Origin of the sequence: Shewanella abyssi (genome assembly GCF_023284025.1) — a bacterium.
In the GTDB taxonomy this organism is placed as follows: Bacteria; Pseudomonadota; Gammaproteobacteria; order Enterobacterales; family Shewanellaceae; genus Shewanella; species Shewanella abyssi.
The window spans coordinates 58,777-75,532 of the sequence record NZ_JAKIKR010000006.1 but is presented as its reverse complement, the minus strand read 5'-3'; the positions used below and the strand labels follow the sequence as shown (position 1 = coordinate 75,532).

14 protein-coding genes are annotated in these 16,756 nt (G+C 43.6%); 8 read left to right on the top strand and 6 right to left on the bottom strand.

The annotated features are described in order from the left end of the window. Positions 1 to 19: 19 nt before the first annotated feature. On the bottom strand, positions 20 to 931 hold the full coding sequence (locus L2755_RS04460) for a bifunctional methionine sulfoxide reductase B/A protein (RefSeq protein WP_248979541.1): 912 nt from the start codon (positions 929 to 931) through the stop codon (positions 20 to 22). Positions 932 to 1,312: 381 nt separating this feature from the next. Here L2755_RS04460 and L2755_RS04455 point away from each other — a divergent pair, with 381 nt between their 5' ends. The 3 genes from L2755_RS04455 to L2755_RS04445 all read left to right on the top strand — a co-directional run bounded on the left by L2755_RS04455 (position 1,313) and on the right by L2755_RS04445 (position 3,846). After that, positions 1,313 to 2,152, top strand: a complete 840-nt coding sequence (locus L2755_RS04455) for an isopenicillin N synthase family dioxygenase (protein WP_248979540.1) — start codon at positions 1,313 to 1,315, stop codon at positions 2,150 to 2,152. A 107-nt stretch (positions 2,153 to 2,259) separates the two neighbouring features. Beyond that, positions 2,260 to 3,198 carry a ribosome biogenesis GTPase YlqF gene (gene ylqF, locus L2755_RS04450; protein WP_248979539.1) on the top strand — a complete coding sequence of 313 codons (939 nt, stop codon included), beginning with the start codon at positions 2,260 to 2,262 and terminating at the stop codon, positions 3,196 to 3,198. 225 nt (positions 3,199 to 3,423) lie between these two features. After that, entirely contained in the window at positions 3,424 to 3,846 is a 423-nt protein-coding gene (locus L2755_RS04445; protein WP_248979538.1) for an efflux RND transporter permease subunit, read from the top strand. A 307-nt stretch (positions 3,847 to 4,153) separates the two neighbouring features. Here the strand turns inward: L2755_RS04445 and L2755_RS04440 are convergent, their stop codons facing one another. Continuing rightward, complete coding sequence (locus L2755_RS04440; RefSeq protein ID WP_248979537.1) at positions 4,154 to 5,053, bottom strand: DNA ligase; 900 nt, start codon at positions 5,051 to 5,053, stop codon at positions 4,154 to 4,156. Between the two features lie 199 nt (positions 5,054 to 5,252). Between L2755_RS04440 and L2755_RS04435 the strand changes: the two genes are divergently transcribed. Further along, positions 5,253 to 5,624, top strand: coding sequence for a diacylglycerol kinase (locus L2755_RS04435; RefSeq protein WP_248979536.1), 372 nt, complete (start codon positions 5,253 to 5,255; stop codon positions 5,622 to 5,624). 341 nt (positions 5,625 to 5,965) lie between these two features. After that, entirely contained in the window at positions 5,966 to 6,838 is an 873-nt protein-coding gene (locus L2755_RS04430; protein WP_248979535.1) for a hypothetical protein, read from the top strand. Between the two features lie 84 nt (positions 6,839 to 6,922). On the opposite strand, the gene L2755_RS04425 is transcribed toward L2755_RS04430, so the two are convergent. Continuing rightward, positions 6,923 to 8,521 (bottom strand): M28 family metallopeptidase, encoded by a 1,599-nt coding sequence (locus tag L2755_RS04425; protein WP_248979534.1) that lies wholly within the window; start codon positions 8,519 to 8,521, stop codon positions 6,923 to 6,925. 192 nt (positions 8,522 to 8,713) lie between these two features. On the opposite strand from L2755_RS04425, the gene L2755_RS04420 reads away from it, so the two are divergent. After that, on the top strand, positions 8,714 to 9,739 hold the full coding sequence (locus L2755_RS04420; protein WP_248979533.1) for a GGDEF domain-containing protein: 1,026 nt from the start codon (positions 8,714 to 8,716) through the stop codon (positions 9,737 to 9,739). A gap of 26 nt (positions 9,740 to 9,765) precedes the next feature. On the opposite strand, the gene L2755_RS04415 is transcribed toward L2755_RS04420, so the two are convergent. The 3 genes from L2755_RS04415 to pdsO all read right to left on the bottom strand — a co-directional run bounded on the left by L2755_RS04415 (position 9,766) and on the right by pdsO (position 13,530). Continuing rightward, positions 9,766 to 10,449, bottom strand: a complete 684-nt coding sequence (locus tag L2755_RS04415) for a class GN sortase (RefSeq protein WP_283102719.1) — start codon at positions 10,447 to 10,449, stop codon at positions 9,766 to 9,768. A gap of 17 nt (positions 10,450 to 10,466) precedes the next feature. Next, positions 10,467 to 12,713 (bottom strand): marine proteobacterial sortase target protein, encoded by a 2,247-nt coding sequence (locus tag L2755_RS04410; protein ID WP_248979532.1) that lies wholly within the window; start codon positions 12,711 to 12,713, stop codon positions 10,467 to 10,469. Positions 12,714 to 12,780: 67 nt separating this feature from the next. Then, positions 12,781 to 13,530 (bottom strand): sortase-associated OmpA-like protein PdsO, encoded by a 750-nt coding sequence (gene pdsO, locus L2755_RS04405; RefSeq protein WP_248979531.1) that lies wholly within the window; start codon positions 13,528 to 13,530, stop codon positions 12,781 to 12,783. Between the two features lie 248 nt (positions 13,531 to 13,778). Here pdsO and pdsR point away from each other — a divergent pair, with 248 nt between their 5' ends. Both pdsR and pdsS read left to right on the top strand, forming a co-directional pair. Then, positions 13,779 to 14,471, top strand: coding sequence for a proteobacterial dedicated sortase system response regulator (pdsR, locus tag L2755_RS04400; RefSeq protein WP_248979530.1), 693 nt, complete (start codon positions 13,779 to 13,781; stop codon positions 14,469 to 14,471). Continuing rightward, the gene (gene pdsS / locus L2755_RS04395) at positions 14,472 to 16,679 is read left to right on the top strand and encodes a proteobacterial dedicated sortase system histidine kinase (RefSeq protein ID WP_248979529.1); all 2,208 of its coding nucleotides are present in this window, start codon (positions 14,472 to 14,474) and stop codon (positions 16,677 to 16,679) included. It abuts the gene before it with no gap. The last annotated feature ends 77 nt before the right edge of the window (positions 16,680 to 16,756 follow it).

The window sequence follows — 16,756 nt, the reverse complement described above, 5'->3', positions numbered from 1 at the left end:
ATTAATACTCTATGGTTCTCTACTTATCTTTAATTAATTCAGCAAAGAGTGCTTTAATTTTATCCACTTTAGGTTTAATAATTATCTGGCAATAGGCTTGTTCGCCATTAAGTGCAAAGTAATCTTTATGTTGGTTTTCAGCAGCATAAAAACCATCAAAAGCGGATACTTCTGTCACGATTGGATTTGGCCACACACCCGCGTTAGTCAATGTGTTCATCATGCCATTAGCTATCTCAGCCTGCTTTTCACTGTGAATAAACACTACTGAGCGATACTGAGGTCCGCTATCGTTTCCTTGTCTGTTTAGTGTGGTGGGATCATGGCTCTGCCAAAATACCGCTAACAAACTCTCATAGCTAATGATCTCTGGATCGAACTCAATATGAACAACCTCAGCATGGCTTGTCATGCCACTGCATACGGCTCTGTAATGTGCGTCATCGGCATTACCTCCGGCATAACCAGAAACAACACTTTTAACGCCATCTAAAGCAGAAAAAACAGCTTCGGTACACCAAAAACAGCCGCCACCAAAGGTCGCTAGTTCATCATGATGCTCAACAGTAGGTACAGCGGTTGCTGACTTAAAGGTCATCGATACCGAGTTAACGCAATGCCTGATATTCTTGGGCGTGAGAAACTCCCCTTCAAACACATGACCTAAATGCCCATCGCACTGCGCACAGACGATTTCAACACGTTGACCATCTGCATCAATATTGCGCTTTATTGCGCCACTTATCTCATCATCAAAGGCTGGCCAACCACAATGGGCGTTAAACTTACTGTCTGAGCGGTACAAGGGCGCATCGCATTTTTTGCAGCAGTAAGTGCCCTTAGCGTCGTGTTGATGATACTCACCGCTAAAAGGTGCTTCAGTGCCTTTTTGCTCTATGACCTGTTTTTCAAATTCTGTCAGTTTACCCATGATAACCACTCTATCTTTATATCTTGATCCACATAGACCGTAGGTTGAAGCAAATGCTTCATCTATCACAACTAATGAGCCATATTACTCACCAACTTAATATGCCAAATTAAGCTGCAGCAGATCTATATTCTAGTCAATAATGTCATAAATCAGCGACAATGTTGCTTTATTAACAAAAAGCCTTAATTTATTTAGTAGTATAATGCCAAGACAGTGTTGATTGCTAACACATTAATATCTATTGTATTAATGCCTATTTCAGCGACACTATTCATTAGCACAAACAATAACCAGTGTGATCTAAATCACTAAGGATTGCTTCGCAGTATCCTCGCCGCTAAACTTGCCTCGGGTTAACTAAAAATAAGAACAGATAACATGATTTTAGAGACAATTGATTATAGAGCGACAGGCAGTGCTGAGAAATTTGTAAAGTCACTACGTGACACTGGATTTGGCGTGTTAAGTAACCACCCTATCGACAAGCAATTGGTTGAAGATATCTACACCGAGTGGCAGGCTTTCTTTAATACCGACGAGAAAAGACAATTTCTATTTAATCCTGAAACACAAGATGGATTTTTCCCCGCGGAGATTTCAGAAACAGCGAAAGGCCACACAGTTAAAGACATTAAGGAGTACTACCACATCTATCCTTGGGGTCGCATTCCAGAACAACTCAAAGCCAATATTCTAAAGTATTATGACAATGCCAATAGCTTGGCAGCTGAATTACTGCAATGGGTAGAGCGATATTCACCCCAGGAAGTAAAAGATAAGTTCGCTATGGCACTGCCAAAAATGATAGAAGATAGCAACAAAACACTTTTACGCGTTCTCCACTACCCGCCAATATCTGGTAATGAAGAAGCTGGCGCAATTCGCGCTGCTGCTCATGAAGACATCAATTTGCTAACAATACTCCCTGCAGCCAACGAGCCTGGTCTGCAAGTACAGCTTAAAGACAACTCTTGGATAGATGTACCCAGTGACTTTGGCAATATCATCATCAACATCGGTGACATGTTACAAGAAGCATCCGCAGGCTATTTCCCATCGACGAGCCATAGAGTGATTAATCCACAAGGTAGTGATATGACCAAGGCACGCGTCTCTCTACCACTGTTTTTACACCCGAAGCCTGAGGTAAAGTTATCAGAGAACTACACTGCTGATAGCTATTTGATGGAACGCCTACGTGAATTAGGGGTTATTTAGCCGCTTTAATAGCAAAAAAGCGCTTTCTAGCGCTTTTTATTTGTTAAAATTCGGCCGAACAAGGTAAAATCCTCCGCAATATAGTTATTAGATAGAAGAGCACACACATGGCAATTCAGTGGTATCCAGGACACATGCACAAAGCACGAAAAGAGATCGAAGAGGTTATGCCTCAAGTCGATTTGGTGATTGAAGTGCTTGATGCGAGGATCCCTTATAGTAGTGAAAACCCTATGGTGCAACAGCTCCGTGGTGACAAACCTTGCATAAAATTGCTCAATAAATCTGATCTGGCCGATCCTGAAACCACACAGAAATGGATTGAGTACTTAGAACAAGAGCAAGGCGTAAAAGCCATGGCGATTACCACTCTTCAAGCGTCTCAAGTTAAAAAGATCCCGGACCTATGTCGTAAGTTTGTTCCAAGCAGAGACAAACTTGAAAAAGATATCCGTACCATGATCATGGGGATCCCAAACGTGGGTAAATCAACCATTATCAATACGCTTGCTGGACGTACTATTGCTAAAACGGGTAATGAACCTGCTGTAACGAAGACGCAGCAGCGCATTAATTTACGTAATGGGATTGTGCTGTCAGATACCCCAGGTATTTTGTGGCCAAAAGTGGATAACGAAAATAGTAGTTACCGCTTAGCGGTGACTGGTGCGATAAAAGATACCGCTATCGAATACGAAGATGTAGCCATGTTTGCCGCGGAGTATTTTTTAGAAGCTTATCCAGAAGCGCTGAAAGAGCGCTATAAGCTTAAAGAGTTACCAGATACCGATATTGAGTTACTTGAAGCGATTGGCCGTAAGCGCGGTGCCCTCCGCCCTGGTGGTCGAATCGATCTGCATAAAGTCTCTGAATTACTATTGCATGAATACCGTTCAGGTAAAATTGGCAGAATATCATTAGAGACACCGGCAATGGCTGAATTGGAAAAAGCTAAAGTCGCTAAAATGCTTGCTGAAAAAGAAGCTAAAGAAGAGATAAAACGCGAACAAGAGCGATTAAAACGCTCAGGTAAACGTTTAAGTTAATCATTTTATATATTAAAAAGCGCTGAATTCAGCGCTTTTTTTATATATTGTTATCTCTAATACTAGCAACAAGATGACCTAAATTTTTATCACAATACTACTTGAAGCTGCTCGTTTCAGAAGCGTAGGTTTTTCTTATTAAGAATGGGCTTCACTCTATATTTTTGATTTTACCAAGGTAGCGACCATTAGTGACAATCAATGCAAGCACCAAGGAGGGTGTGAATGTCAGTTAATTGTCGCCTAATAAGCTTTAGCGTGATGAGCCTGTTTGGCATGATAGCGCTATCGGGGTTGGTGCTTAATGGCTCATTTGTGCTCTTATTAGAGATAAAACAACACTTACGCCTAGGTGGTGATATTGAAACGGCAATTATTAGTAGCAGCTTAGGCCGCTTTAGGCCGGTGGTTATTACTGCAATGACCACCACTTTGGGTTTAGCGCCAATGTTATTCGAAACATCGACTCAAGCGCTATATCTGATCCCAATGGTGATCAGCTTAAACTTCGGTACCTTCTTCTCAATGACCACTATTTTGATTTTTGCGCCCGCGGTATTTTTGCTGAGTGAGCGCTGGCATCAACGGCATAAAACTCAAGAACAGCAAGAGCATCAAAATTCGCTTGAGTGTAATTTGCCCATTTAGCACTTTTTTACTTAGACGTGGGTGTTGATGAAAAAGTAATCCAGAGGTGAGTCGAAGTATCTTCAACAATTGATTGAAGCTACTTTGGCTCAGTTGTGACTATATGAATAGTGAGATTTTATTAAAACCTGCTCTCTCATTAACTGATATAAAGCGTCATGAATTAAAGAACCTTGCATGAAATTTTTACTGTCTATTGCAGGGCGACTTGGGCCATCCCATGCATGACTGAAAATGCTAGTAAAATACTCAAATAGCGGTCAAAAGAAATAGCTGTTCGCGCTACGTGAATGGGTGAATAAGAGCATTAAAGTGGCTTTCTTACCCGTAGAAAACTGGCAAATCTAGGGGTTCCCTTTTGGGTTTCACCATAATACTTAAAGGTTATGATGCTACCAATCTGTGGTGGGTTACGGCGTACTGCATCAGTAAAGCCGGTGCCTATCTTAAATTGTTTTCCCTGCAGACTTTCAACCAGCAAAGCCCCCATCATGCCGGTGTATTTACCCTTCCCGGGTTGGTGTGCTAAAACAATAGCTTCTGCATCGTAAAAAGGCTTTAATTTGACAATGTCACTGCTGCGGCCTATTTGATAGTGCGCTGCTTTGTGGTGCAGCATTAAGCCTTCACCATTTGCCGCAACAATCGATTGTAGCCGTTCATCTAATTGGGCTTGCTCATCCAAGGAAAATTGCTCAATAACTTGAATGTAAGGATTGATATTTGATAAATCAGCCAGCGCCTTTTGATATCGTTCTATAAAAGGTGTGCTTTCTGCTGGCAAATCAAAAACCATGAAGCGCACCTGCTGCCATTCCGCTTTACTGGCTCTATTTTTGCGAACGATAGCCGATACTTGTTCAAAGTTATTTCGCGCAATCCATAGCTCGCCGTCAATGGGGTAACTTGGCAAGCCTTCAATAAACCAATGGGGCACATTAATGATTCTGCCTGAACGAGATAACATATTAGTGCCATCCCAGTAGCCCCTTACTCCATCTAGTTTTTCACTTATTAAGTAGTCAGACAGTTTAGCGATCCGCTGTGGCTGATACTCTTTTGCTAGCTGTATAGGAGGTTTAGCCATTTCAACTGCCACTAACTCCACTGTCATCCCAATGGATATTGTTAGCGAAAAAATCAACAGCCTTATAAAAGAAAACAGACCTGAACGTATACCTGAACTTTGGCAAAATAATTTTGTCATACACAACTCGTATCAAGGGAGTAGCACAGTGCTTATTCTCGTTTAAAAGTCTAGACCCCAAACAGAATTAGTCCATCAGCAAAATGGCTGAATTATCGGTGGACCCTTTTGCATTAACACATCATTTTAACGTGTTATACTGAGCCGCAATTTTTGGGGTAAATTCAAATTAAAAATAATCGCACACAGATGGGAACATATGAAACCTGCAAATAATCATGGTATTAAGCGCGTAATTAGAGCAACTGGATTTTCGATGCAAGGCCTTAAACTTGCGTGGAAACACGAAGCCGCATTCAGACAAGAATTGATCCTCGCTGTCATTATGTTGCCAATAGCGTTATTGGTCGATGTCACAACCGTTGAGCGTATTTTGCTCATCTTAGGTCTGTTTATCGTGTTGATCGTTGAGCTATTGAACTCAGCGATTGAAGCGGTTGTTGACAGAATTGGTGATGAGATCCATCCATTAAGTGGTCAAGCTAAAGATATTGCATCGGCAGCAGTATTTATGAGCTTAGCTTTTTGTGGCTTGAGCTGGGCACTGATCTTATTACCTAAATTTATATAACGCTCTTTTCAGCTACAGAGATGCTCTTTCTGTTAACAAGATAACCCTAACAAAAGAGCATTTTTTGCTATATATACCTATCCTCTTCCCCCCTGTAGTCAGTAAGCCACTTTTAGAGTTATATCCCATTGAGTACGATTTCTGTCATATCCGCCACAAAATACGCCTAAACTAGTTAAAAATGTAGTTATCCTGTAATAGATCAAACAAATAACACATATGCTGAAACATATCGTTCACATTTTGGCATATGCTGTTATGCTGTTTTGATATATCTAGGCTGTTGACTCGATTCAACAGTTGCAAAATAAAAATTATAAGAGATTGCGGAGTTACTTTTAATGTCTAAAAGTTTCACATTTATCACAGCCACTTTATTGGCCTTGGTGACTAGCTATAGCGTCAAAGCGGAGAGTAATACTATTATTCGCGTTGGCGGTTTTTATGCTAATACTGATTCGAGTATTGATGTAAACGACCCTCTTCTGGGTAATAATTTCTCCCTCGACTTTGAGCAAGACTTAAAGCTTGAAGACTCTCAGTTCCTGCCTTTCTTTGAATTCACCCATCGATTTAATGATAGACATAATTTATATGCCGACTGGAAACAACTTCATCGCAACGCACTCGTCCAATCAGTAGAGAAACCGTTTCAGTTTACTTGGAACGACACTATCTACGACGTAAAATCTGGGATCTCATTAGATACCACCCTTAATATCGATATTGCCCGTATCGGCTACGGATATGATATTTGGCAAGGCGATAATTACGATGTAGGCGTCTCAGTTGGCATACACGCGATGTTCATTAAAACCGCGTTTAAAGGGGATATAGGGGTCTGTGATGTCGACACTGAAACTCGCTGCCCTGACACGGTAACTATCCCTAAAATTGTCGATGAGAAACTCACAGCCCCCTTACCTGATATCGGTGTATATGGCAGTTATGAAATATACCCAGGCTTTAAGTTCAGCGGACATGCGCAATATTTCTATATTAAGCTGGATGACTTAAAAGGCGGTTTAGTCGATATTAGACTCGGAGTCGAAGCGGCGATAACGGATAACTGGCATATGACTGCGGCGTTTAACTATTATGAAGTGGATGTCGAATATACCTCTAATTTGAAAAATGCCGATATGAAGATTGCCGATTACAATATTTACTACAGCTTTACCGGACCCATGCTTTCGGTGAGCTATCAGTTCTAACCATGGCTGAACTGAACACTGTGATAGCAATAAAAAAGACACCCTGCGGTGTCTTTTTTATTGCTCGCTAACTATTCCTACTCGCTATTTCCCGTCTTGGGCACGTCTGTTTTTAAAGTCTGACTCTTCTAACCATTTAGGCCAATCATCATTATTGGCAAGCGTTGCAAGAATGTCGGTGATTAAACTGATATCTTGGCGTACACCGCCCAGAGTCCAATTTGGATCATAATCGTCCGCTTCTTTATGGTATTTATGAGCAATATAATCAGGATCGGTGTCCCCTAGGCTCATAAACAGTAATCCTGGTACCCCTTGTTGCGCTAATGCAAAATGATCAGAGCGGAACATAAGTCCATTTTGTGGCAGAGGGTCTCCCTTTACAAAGCGGTCTTGATGCTTAGCAGCGTCATTGAGATAGTGTTCCATCTCTGATACCCCTTGCCCATAACGCAATATGTAATCGACGCTGTTATTGACATTCATACCATCAATATTCAAGAAAGAGACTATCTTTTTTGTCGGTATCGGCGGTTGCTTAGCAAAATGCTGTGCCCCAATTAAGCCCGTTTCTTCAGCTGTGAACGAGGTAAACAGTATTGAGCGTTTAAAGGGTTGCTCTTTAGCACGTAAGCTAAACATTCTGGCCAGTTCAAGTACACCAGCGACGCCGCTAGCGTTATCGACCGCACCATTGTAGATATGCTTCTCGCCTTTTTTATCGACCCGAGTGCCGAGATGATCCCAATGAGCGTGCATCACCACCATTTCATCAGCGCGCTCGCTACCCGGTAGTAAAGCCATAATATTGTATGACTGGGCTCGTTCAATATGGTTATTGAGCGTTAAGCTAGCCGTTGTGTTTAAAGTCACCGCCTTAAAATTAGCCATGGCAGCTTTTAGCTTTTGCTGCTCATAATCTAAACCTGCTTCAGCAAAAATCTGTTTGGCATTTTGATGTTGGATCCACCCCATCACGCCAACTTGACCTTGGTTATTATTGTCATCAACTAAGGTAAATTTAACGCCGGTATTTGAGTTTTGCACCACGCCCCAACCATAAGCCGCCGGCGCAGTTTCGTGCACAATAAATACCGCCTTTGCCCCCTGCCTTGCCGCTTCTTCATACTTATAGGTCCAGCGGCCATAATAGGTCATGGCATTACCTTTAAATAAGTCAGAATTTTGAGTGGCAAAGCCTGGGTCATTAACGAGTACAATGACAGTTTTATCCTTAACATCAATATCTTGATAATCATTCCAGTTATATTCTGGAGCATTAATGCCATAACCGACAAAAACCACTTCGCTCTTTTCAAGTTTAACGCGGTCGCTTATTTGCTGTGTGCGGGCGGTAAATTCAGTGCCATTGGTCAGGTTTAACGATCCAATGTTGAGGATCATATTCTGATCTGCAGTGACTTTTGCCAATGGTACAGGCTGCAAATACTCGTCACCAAAGCCAGGTTGTAACCCCATCTTCTTAAACTCAGCTTCTATATAATTTAAGGTTAACGTCTCCCCCGCTGACAAAGGTGCTCGTCCGCCGTATTCATCGCTAGCAAGAGTCTTTACATGGGTTCGATATTTATCAAGATCTAGGCTAACAGCGCCGTCATCTGAATGGGCAAAAGATGGCAAGATTAACGCAGACAACACGCTTGCTAGTATGAGTTTTTTCACTGCATGTCCTTTTATTTTATATTATTGTTGTTTTTTTTAATTATTCTGCAACTTTGTAGTTTATTTTCATTAAAGAGATGTATTCACAAAGGCAAATCATAATAGAATGGCTTTATAAAATGCACAATGATGCCATCACTCATTTGCATAATAATGACAAAGTGAGTTTATTGATCAAGTTAAGGCAAAATAATGTCGAATGAATTGCTAAGGGAAGCGGCTGCTAAGTTAAAGAAAGCCATTCCTTTAATGCTAAAGCACCAAATCCCCACCACTCCAATCAATTATGCCTTATGGTACGCCTATGTTGGTCAAAGTAGTCCCGAGCTCAATCGACAGTTAGATGAATTGCTGAGTCAATACAGTACTTGCCCCCCGAGTCAGAGTGAGCGCTTGTATCAAGCCTATCTTTCAGATCCGATAGAACTAGGCGTTATTGAAATGCGTCAAAATCTCGATGCTATGGTGACCGACCTATCGCAATCATTAAAAGATACCAATGTCGATGCAAACCAGTTTCAAACTAAGATTGACAGCAATTTTGATAAGCTCAATAAAATTGAAAACGAAGGTTTCTCTATTGAAGAAGTACTGTCACTGGTTAAAAATCTCGCTAGCGACGCCTACGATATTAAAAACAGTACCCAGCACTTTACCGAACAGTTAGCTCATGCACAGTCAGAGATTAATCAACTCAAAATTCAACTGAAAAAATCTGAGCATGACATGCATTTTGATGCATTAACCAGCGCACTCAACCGCAGAGCATTCAATAAAGATATCAAAGGACTCATAGAGCAAACTCCTGAGGGATTGTGCCTAGTTATTGCCGACATTGACCATTTTAAGGCATTTAATGATACTTATGGCCACCAGCTGGGTGACCAAGTATTAAAGGCCGTGGCCAGAAGACTGAATGAAGGCTGTCATGACGGGATTAAACTTTATCGTTTTGGTGGCGAAGAGTTTGCCCTATTAGTGCCAAAGAGCCAGCTGGGGAGAGTGAGACAACTTGCCGAGTCGATGCGCCGTAGCCTAGAAAAACTAATCTTAAAGGATAAGCGTAAAGATCAACGAGTTGATAATGTCAGAGCATCATTTGGCGTTGCTCAATACCAAGAAAAAGACACCGACGCTACACTCATTGAACGTGCAGATAAACAGCTCTATGAAGCAAAACGCCTTGGCCGTAATCGAGTGATGCCGATGTCTAATTAGGCTGTTTTCCTCCGCAGAATATGAGACTAAATAGCTTCCACTTTATCCAATGGCACCGCGGTAACCACATAACGCAGCGGCCCACCCGCCACCGCGCTGTCAAACGGATAACAGGTCACTAACGTTAGCTTGGCCTCTCCTAGATCCGCCATTACAGAAACGTCACTTTCATGCACGACTTGAGTTTCCACCACTTGGTACAACACCTCGGCTCCCGCTCCATCTTGCAACGTCATGAGTTGCCCTACTTTGGTACCACTTAACAGCGAGAAATGAGTATCTCGATGTCCCGCAATTACAGTATTGCCACTGCTATTAATTTTTGCTGATGACAATACTTGAGCAGGGCCAAAGGCTAAATTCCTACCCGATGCACCCGATAGCACATATAGGCTCGGGTTTTTCTTTGTATCTGCACTGTCTGCTTGGCTCAATGTTTGATCTTGAGTTCGAGCACGGCTTGACGCTAAAAACTCAAGTTTGGCAACCGGATAAGTATCAGCCCATGACCAGGGTTTATGTTGCTGCTGATCATCCAGGGTTTTTTGCCACGCTTGCTGGATTAAAAACTGTGCAAAGTAAGCTTTAGCTTGCATATAGCCTCCTTGGCCAATAAAAGTGAGCCCTAAAATAAACAGTGAGCTGGTAAAAAAAATATGCAGCCGTCGATAGGTTCCATTTCGGCGCAGCCCTTTTTTATTGTCAGTCATATTTACACTGCGCAAATTCATTCGTCAGCCTTGATTACATGATGACCCACGCTTCTGCTCACGCCAGCAAAAGACAGTCCATAAAGCAGTGATAGTGCCAATAGCATGCTACCGAAAATTATCAAGGCGTAACTGCTAGTCGCGGTTTGCGGTAAGCGCTGCCAACCTTTTGGCATATGTGGCACTACTTGGCCGTTAACAAGCTTAACGCCGTCAGGTCGAGCGGGTGTTTTATCAATAGCCACCAAACTGGTATAGGCACTCATCACATGGTAATTGAGCGAGATGGCAGTAATTTGTTTTTCAATGCGATCTCGATTAGCCGCTTCTTTAGAGAGTTCTAAAGCCGCTATCTGTTTCCGTGCCCAGATTAGATCTAAGCCCTTGGCGCTAGTGCTAGAATTTGCATTAGGATTGCCATTAGTATTGATTAGCGAACTATTTTTGATTGAAAGTTGCTGCTGCCAATACTGGCCCGCGAGTAATCCGCTAACGACGAACTCTTTATCGCTAAAGCTTGATAGCTTCATTGCCACCATAATGGGCTCATGCGCATACAAATCAGGGATGGTCGCCGGCCAATAGTCAGGGATGCTGCCATCGGCAAAACGCACCTCGACATCGGTGACCGTGGGTTTCTCTAGTTTATCGAGCATAGCCACCATTTTACTTTTCACTTCAGATTGCTTGCCAATATAGGTATAAGTCCCGCGGCCGAGCTCTGCCGCTCTTTGCATAAAGTGACCATTAGGTGCGGCGCCGATGCCGATAGTAAACAGTCTGCTAGCTTGCAGTTGATTGCGTATTTGGTTAAATAGCTGCGATTCATTGCCTACAGCACCATCGGTAATAAACAGCACCTGTCGTAAAGAGTGTGTGGCACTTGGTTGCTGATTGAGCGCTTTATCCAATGCCAGTGACATCTCGGTACCACCATTAGCTTGCAGGCTATGCACATAGGCTTGTGCAATACCGATGTTTTTAGCATTGGCCTTAAGTGGCTGCTCAGCAAGTGCGTAAACCCTTGAGTTAAACTGCAATATATTGAAGCTATCTTCAGCCCTGAGCCCAGCTAAGGCATAAATAATGGCCGATTTGGCTTGTTCAATGGCTTCACCAGACATTGAGCCGGATGTATCTATCACCAATATCAGCTCTCTAGGTGCAACAACCTCAGAGATACTCTCTTGCTGCGGCGGAAGCAGCATCAGTAATGCGTACTCAGATGACTGTGCCTTTGACCTTATTGCTTGCTCAGCGTCATCGTTAGTGGCTGCGTTTTTATCTAGCTCGCTCACCTCTGGATTTTCATAGGTTTTACCGATTTGGCTAAATATTGCAGCCCTGGGTGCATTAGCCAATTTGGGTTGCCAATAGAGTACAAAGTCACTATTGGCCGTGGCAGCCGTTAAACGAATATGCGCTTGTTCATCGTCTTTACGACTCACTTCAACCTGATGATATGGACTGTCAATCTTATCAATTGCCATGCCCACATTTAGATCTACCTCGATATCAACACTATTTATCCGATTTTGACCGCTTTTATTGTTAAGCCTTAAGCTATCCCACAGGGCCATTGCCGAGTCAGCATAAGCTGATGATGGGGACTTTGCTGCAGTAGACGCTCCTTGAGGCTGATATCTTGGCGCCACCACCATAGGGAAGCGCAAGCTAAACACCCCTTGGTCATAATGAACCACCTCTTGATAACTGAGCTCTACAATTAAGGTTTCACCTGGCGCTAAGTTTGCCACTTGAGCACTGAAAATATTCGCCCGTTTTTGCTGCAGTAAACTGGCTTTTTTACCCGCCTTTTTAGCATCACTAAATAGTGATTTAGCCTTTGCTTTCTCTTTTATCTGCCCCTCTATCACTCTATCGCCGACCCACATTTTGAGACCATCTACTGCGGCTTCATTGGGCAGAGGAAAAACGTATTCGCCATTAACCCAAAAGAGTTGATCATTATGAAATTCATGGCGTAAAGAGACCCGATTAGTCCAACCAGAAACCTGCATAGTCACTTGGGTTTTCATTGGTAATGAGACACTTTTGTTGCCACTAGCATCGAACGTGATCAAGCTACCCTGCTGGATCTCATCGGTTACCCTATTACTGCCATCCGTTTGCTCTACATCCATAGATCCAAGCGCCATGGCCGAGCTAATAACCGCGGCGTAAAATATTGTCACCAATATTAGCGCTCTCTGCCATAGCAACAGTCTCATGGGGCTGCGAGCGAATGTAATTTGCCTAACCATCTTTATCTCCTTATAAACGCAAAGCTGTCTGAATCGATATATCAAACAGCCAGATCAGCTAGATGGATTAGCGAGCAGGGTTTGCGGCAAGTTCGCTGTCATGGGTTTGCAGCTTTAGCGTGACACGGCGGTCAAAGAAATCATTTTCAAAGTTCTGCTCAGCCGTTAACGGTGAGCTGGCGCCATAAGCTTGATAATTAAGACGATCATCAGCCACGCCTTGATTAACGAGGTAACTTGTCACTTCAGCAACACGTTGCTCAGATAGGGCTTGGTTGTAATCACTATCACCGCGTCTATCGGCGTAGCCGGTTAAATCCAAGGTCAATTCAGGCGACAAAGACATTGCGTAAGCGACATCATCGAGTTGCTGGGCAAAATGAGGCTCAATGGCTGATGAACCCGTCTTAAACTGCACATTAAGCCCTAATGCTAACTCAGTTAACTTTCTCTCTTGCGCCATTTTGAGCGTGGTAAGTTGCTGTTGAGCATCTTCATATTGAGTAGATAATGCGATTAAAGATTCATTTTCTTCATTTAGAGATGCGAGCTCATCTTGCTTACTTTCTAGCATGACTTGCTGGCTTTTTATCTCATCATCATCGCCGACCGACTTACCTAATAAGCTACCGGCAAAGGCACCGATTATGGCGCCCACTGGGCCACCGACAATCGCACCGACAACGATGCCAGAACTTAAACCGATGAGCTCTTCGTTATGGCTACGTTCTGCGTTCTCTATTGTTTCTTCGGCGCTGGCGTACGATGAAAGTGTGATAGAGGCGATAACCAGTGATGCGATAATGTGCTTTTTCATAATATTTCCCTTTTAGGTACTAACTTAGATTGAGTCTCAGATTGAGTCTCTTATTAAGTTGCCGAGATGCGGCGTCATTTCAATAACGCTATTAAACCTCAGCCAAATGTCTTTAAAGGGGAGCAAACGTGGCAATTTAAATATCAAATGTGGCAACAAAATGGCAATCGCTGTTGCTGCCTTTAAACCCAGATAAAATCCTGTATAGTCACAATCAATTACAGAGACAACGCTATAAGTAATAAGCCATGAAACGAATCGCGATAGTAGAAGATGAAGCCGCCCTGAGGGAAAATTACAAAGACGTATTGCAGCAGCAAGGTTACAGCGTGCAGGCTTATGCCAATCGACCTGAGGCGATGCGAGCATTCAATACTCGGCTGCCCGATCTGGCTATTATTGATATCGGTTTAGAGCATGAGATCGACGGTGGTTTTACCCTATGCCAGTCACTTCGAGCGATGTCGAGCACGGTGCCAATTATCTTTTTGACAGCTAGAGACAGCGACTTTGACACTGTATGTGGCCTACGATTAGGCGCTGATGACTACCTCAGCAAAGACGTTAGCTTTCCGCACTTAATTGCTCGACTGGCAGCCCTGTTTAGACGTTCAGAGCTTAAAGATGCCAGCAATGACGATAACCCTGTCATCGAACATGGGTTACTGTCGATTGATATCAACCGCATGCAGGTTTATTGGGCTGGCACTCACATAGAGCTAACCGTGACCGAATTTTGGATGGTACACGCACTTGCTAGGCGACCAGGCCATGTCAGGCAACGACAAGAGCTGATGCAGGAGGCAAAAATATTTGTCGATGACTCCACTATTACCTCTCACGTGAAGCGGATCCGCAAGAAGTTCCTCGCCCAAGACACCCTGTTCGACTGCATTGATACGGTTTATGGGATGGGTTATCGATGGGATGCGCAAAGCTAAATGTTTAATCTTCCTATAGGCCTACGCGCCAAAGTCGGCGTCTTATCCCTATTCCTACTGTGCTTGCCATGGCTCGGTTACGAATACGTGTGGGAGATGGAAAAATACCTACGACTTGGGCAAGAGAAAACCCTTGAGGGCACCACTCAAGCACTCGCGACCGCATTACACGAGCGGCCGAAATTGTTTGATAGCCAAGCAAGCTTCTTGACTCAAGTCGAAAAGGGCCGCGATCTTTACGCCTATCCATTAGCGGGCCCGATTCAACTCGACGGTAAGCTTGGCGACTGGCAGCCCTATCGTCACCGCTCACTGCACTATGGTGAAGATTATCAGATCTATAAACGCGACCCAGCCGAGCCATTAGCCATCGAATTTACCCATATGGTGGGTAAATACGCCGGCTATCTATACGGTTTTTTTGAGGTCAGCGATCCACAGGTGGTCTATCGCGGCAAGAACAGCTTAAGCATTGATCGAAATGACCATATCGCCATTGCAACGCTAGCACCCGACGGCCAATTTCGCCGTTATGTTGTGGCAACCACAAAAGATGGTTGGATCAGCGCCTTTGAGCTACCAGAAGATCCAGCACTGACAACACCTGTCACACCTGAAGTTAAAATTCAGGGTAAATGGCTTAAATCAGCTAAAGGCTACAATGTCGAACTGCGGATCCCACTGAATATGGTTGGCAGTAAACTGGGCTTTGCCATCTATGATGTTAACGACAACAACACTCGACAGTTGCATGCCATTGTCGGTACCTCTGCTATCGATGATGTAGATAAACTCGGCACGGTATTGGTGCCTTCACCAGAAATCGAAAACATCATTAAGGGCATGGCCCACAATAGCTCACGGATTTGGGTGCTCGATAAGCATGGCCGCGTGCTGGCAAAGTCAGGTGATATCCGTTCAGACAACAGTGTTTGGGCCCGCTCCACAGTGGAAAAAGAGGGTAAAACCCCATGGGACCGATTTAAGCAGCAATACTTGTACCCGCTCTATTATAAAATTCTAACCATCCCCTCGAAGGACTTTGTCGACTCACTACAGGACTCCACCGTACTGCAAGGCAGTCACATCAACAAAGCGTTACAGGGGAAACAAGGCTCCACATGGCGACTCACTCCCGACAACAAGGCGGTGGTTTTAGCCGCTGCCAGCCCAATTTGGATCGATGATAAAGTGATGGGCGTGGTTATTGCCGAAGAAACCACCCATGGGATCCGCACGCTGCGCAATAAAGCCTTAGAGAAGCTGTTTAATGTGATCCTAACCATTATGAGTATGGGCACCTTGGCACTGTTCTTTTTTGCATCCAACATCTCTAGCAGAATACGTAAATTGCGTGATGAAGCCGAGCAAGCGATTGATAACCAAGGGCGCATTAAGAAAGCCATTCAAGGCTCAAAAGTGCGTGATGAAATTGGCGATCTGTCTCGTAGTTTTGCCAGTATCGTCAGTCGATTAGGTCAATATACTCACTACCTAGAAAACATGTCATCACGCTTATCCCACGAGCTTCGTACGCCTGTTGCTGTGGTGCGCTCATCGCTGGAACACCTAAGTCTGCAAACGCTCAACCCTGATAGCCGAAAATATGTTGACCGGGCACAGGAAGGGGTTAACCGCCTTAATATGATCCTCAATAATATGAGCGAAGCGACACGACTGGAAGAGAGTTTAACCCATGCTGAAAAATCACTGTTCCCATTAGAAAAAGTGATTAGTGGCTGCATGCAGGGGTATCAAATGACCTACCCTAAGCAGCTTTTCAATATTGATGTCGACTCACAAGCGATGGTTGTCGAGGGCGTACCAGAATACATTGCGCAACTAATGGATAAGCTCATTGCCAATGCGCTGGAATTTAGCACCCCTGATAGTGCTATCGAAGTGAGCCTTAAGGTTAATAATAAGGTGGCGCAGCTATCTGTTGCCAACTACGGCACACCTCTGCCTGAGAATATGTCGCAGCAGATTTTTGAATCCATGGTCTCAGTGAGGGCGCAAAAAGCACAGGATAAACCGCACTTAGGCCTTGGTTTGTATATTGCTCGGTTAATCAGCCTGTTCCATAAAGGAAAGATCAGCGCACAAAATAGAGTCAATGATCAAGGTGCCGTTTTTGGGGTTGAGATATTAATCCAACTGCCTATTAGTAAAGAAAAGCCAACATCGCTAAATCGATGCACAGGATGAGTAGATTGACACTTCACTTTAGCCGTTTAGATGTTAAGATGGCTAAAACTAAAAATACCCTATAGTGGAAATAGAGC

Excerpts from the sequence above, each read along its gene's own strand:
- L2755_RS04460 (WP_248979541.1), bottom strand. The coding sequence starts at position 931 with ATGGGTAAACTGACAGAATTTGAAAAACAGGTCATAGAGCAAAAAGGC.
- L2755_RS04455 (WP_248979540.1), top strand. The coding sequence starts at position 1,313 with ATGATTTTAGAGACAATTGATTATAGAGCGACAGGCAGTGCTGAGAAA.
- ylqF (WP_248979539.1), top strand. The coding sequence starts at position 2,260 with ATGGCAATTCAGTGGTATCCAGGACACATGCACAAAGCACGAAAAGAG.
- L2755_RS04445 (WP_248979538.1), top strand. The coding sequence starts at position 3,424 with ATGTCAGTTAATTGTCGCCTAATAAGCTTTAGCGTGATGAGCCTGTTT.
- L2755_RS04440 (WP_248979537.1), bottom strand. The coding sequence starts at position 5,053 with ATGACAAAATTATTTTGCCAAAGTTCAGGTATACGTTCAGGTCTGTTT.
- L2755_RS04435 (WP_248979536.1), top strand. The coding sequence starts at position 5,253 with ATGAAACCTGCAAATAATCATGGTATTAAGCGCGTAATTAGAGCAACT.
- L2755_RS04430 (WP_248979535.1), top strand. The coding sequence starts at position 5,966 with ATGTCTAAAAGTTTCACATTTATCACAGCCACTTTATTGGCCTTGGTG.
- L2755_RS04420 (WP_248979533.1), top strand. The coding sequence starts at position 8,714 with ATGTCGAATGAATTGCTAAGGGAAGCGGCTGCTAAGTTAAAGAAAGCC.
- L2755_RS04415 (WP_283102719.1), bottom strand. The coding sequence starts at position 10,449 with ATGACTGACAATAAAAAAGGGCTGCGCCGAAATGGAACCTATCGACGG.
- L2755_RS04410 (WP_248979532.1), bottom strand. The coding sequence starts at position 12,713 with ATGGTTAGGCAAATTACATTCGCTCGCAGCCCCATGAGACTGTTGCTA.
- pdsO (WP_248979531.1), bottom strand. The coding sequence starts at position 13,530 with ATGAAAAAGCACATTATCGCATCACTGGTTATCGCCTCTATCACACTT.
- pdsR (WP_248979530.1), top strand. The coding sequence starts at position 13,779 with ATGAAACGAATCGCGATAGTAGAAGATGAAGCCGCCCTGAGGGAAAAT.
- pdsS (WP_248979529.1), top strand. The coding sequence starts at position 14,472 with ATGTTTAATCTTCCTATAGGCCTACGCGCCAAAGTCGGCGTCTTATCC.